A 1871-nucleotide genomic window follows, 5' to 3' on the forward strand; every position below is an offset into this window, starting at 1 on the left:
TTGGGTCTGGCTGGTTGTAACACCATTTCCGGTGCCGGTAAGGACATTGAGAAAGGCGGTGAAGCAATTCATAACTCCGCTGAAGACAATAAAACCTACTAAATAAAACCTACTCAATAAAACCTGCTAAAAGGTCTATTCAGGTGGTGAACGGAGAGCACCAACACGCTCGAAACCACCGCCATAAGGTCGCCTCCTGAACGCATCGCCCGGCTCGTGCCGGGCGTTGTTGTTTCTGCCCGCTTGCACTCTCTCACTGCTGGCTCTGAGCAACTAAATCCCTGCACAAAGGTCATATTCAAGTAAGCAGCGGTGGCAGAGTTGTTCTGTTTCATCCGCCCTGCCTATAATCGGCCATCACCCGATACAACGGCAGACGGCGCTACCGTCTGGTTGTTTTGCACCAAGAAATAGGAATCTGCACCGATGATGAGAAAAGGCCTGCTGGTAATGATGACGCTGTTGCTAGGTTTAAGCCTGTCCGGTTGTAACACCATGAGCGGGATCGGCAAGGATATTCAGAAAGGCGGTCAGGCCATCGAGAAAGCAGCAAAAAGCTGATCGGCCGGAACGCAGAAACAAAAATGCCAGTGTGAGTTCACACTGGCATTTTTTATTGCTGGCCCATCCCGCACTCAGCGCGGGCTGGTCGCCTGTACGTCGGCGCGCTGATAAGCCTGCTCGACAAAGCTCAGCAGCGCCGGGTAAGGGCTGAGGTCAGCCACTTCGCGGAACCGCGTCCAGTCCAGCATGCACAGCAGGCAGATCGCCGGGTAATTCCAGCTGGCAAACTTGCCTGCCACCACCTGACGTTCAAGCTCGCTCAGGGTGGATGCAATGCGCTCATGCTGCAGATTAAATACCAGCACATCCTGCCGGATATCCAGCCCGGAGCGGTTACCTGCCTGGAACAGCAGAATCAGCGAATCATTGACGCTTTCCACCAGCGTGATCTGGTTTTCTTCATCCCAGCTCAGGGCAGGCAGCCCCAGCTTGCTGCTGATATAGCGCGAAATGATGCGCGAGTCATAGATGGTCTGCTCGCCGTCCTGCAACAGGGGGATTTTCAGGGCCGGATTGGCCTTGCGCAGGGCATCGCGCCCTTCGGCGTAGATGTTCAGGTCAACAAATTCAAAGGGAGTATCTGCCAGCAGTAACCGAGAGCGACGTACGTAGGGTGAAGTCGAGGAACCAATCAGTTTCATTACCTTGCTCCGCATCAGGTTTGAGCCACCTCAGGCCCTGCTCCCATTTGAGAACAGGTTCCGGAACGTGTTCTCGTCAGCACATTCCGGCAGCGTACCCGTTGTACGCCCTCAGGCCGTCGATTTAGCCTTTCCCTTCTGCCGGCTGTCAACGCTTGCCTTCCTGGCTTTATTCGCTGCGGCTACCCGCTTGGCCTCTTCCTCTTCGGCACGCAGCTTGTTGCGGCGCTGGGTTGACCAGTTGTCATAGGTCACCTTGAAGCGTTTGATCATATCCATCAGCTTGTCGCCCAGCTTCTTGACGTCATGGCCAACGGTGCTGGCCTGCGCGCTGCGGAGCTGCGAGCTTTCGAAGCTGGCGTTCATCTGCTCGTAACGATCCGTCACCTGCACGAAGTTATGTTGCTGCTGCTCGATAGCCTGGGCGATACGGTCAACCCGCTCGGAGATAAGATACATGGCCTCGGTCACGGAACGCAGCTTGGCGGTGGCTTCGTTGACCTGAGCGCTGGACTTGTCCGCATTGGCCTTGCCGCTTTCCATCAGCGTTACCACATTGCGGGTACCCGACTGGATAGCGGTGACCATCTCGGTCACTTCATTGGTGGACTGACGGGTTTTCGATGCCAGCGAACGTACCTCATCAGCCACCACGGCAAAGCCCCG

Annotated in this window: 4 protein-coding genes; 2 read left to right on the plus strand and 2 right to left on the minus strand. The window is 55.7% G+C overall.

Going from position 1 to position 1871, the window contains the following annotated elements; translation table 11 throughout:
• Positions 1–102, plus strand: a complete 102-nt coding sequence (locus WH50_RS25630) for an entericidin A/B family lipoprotein (RefSeq protein WP_110190310.1) — start codon at positions 1–3, stop codon at positions 100–102.
• 324 nt (positions 103–426) lie between these two features.
• Positions 427–561: an entericidin A/B family lipoprotein gene (locus tag WH50_RS25635; protein ID WP_324768304.1), complete on the plus strand. Its 135-nt coding sequence runs from the start codon at positions 427–429 to the stop codon at positions 559–561.
• A gap of 74 nt (positions 562–635) precedes the next feature.
• Here WH50_RS25635 and WH50_RS25640 read toward each other — a convergent pair whose 3' ends face one another.
• Together WH50_RS25640 and WH50_RS25645 are read right to left on the minus strand one after the other, a co-directional pair.
• Positions 636–1205, minus strand: coding sequence for a glutathione S-transferase family protein (locus WH50_RS25640; RefSeq protein WP_110190312.1), 570 nt, complete (start codon positions 1203–1205; stop codon positions 636–638).
• Positions 1206–1316: 111 nt separating this feature from the next.
• A partial coding sequence (locus WH50_RS25645; protein WP_243410278.1) for a methyl-accepting chemotaxis protein occupies positions 1317–1871 on the minus strand: 555 nt, incomplete at its 5' end.

This window comes from Pokkaliibacter plantistimulans, assembly GCF_003194385.1.
Taxonomy (GTDB): domain Bacteria; phylum Pseudomonadota; class Gammaproteobacteria; order Pseudomonadales; family Balneatricaceae; genus Pokkaliibacter; species Pokkaliibacter plantistimulans.

What these genes read in the sequence shown, in the direction of transcription:
- WH50_RS25635 (WP_324768304.1), top strand. Translation starts at nt 427, where the DNA reads ATGATGAGAAAAGGCCTGCTGGTAATGATGACGCTGTTGCTAGGTTTA.
- WH50_RS25640 (WP_110190312.1), bottom strand. Translation starts at nt 1,205, where the DNA reads ATGAAACTGATTGGTTCCTCGACTTCACCCTACGTACGTCGCTCTCGG.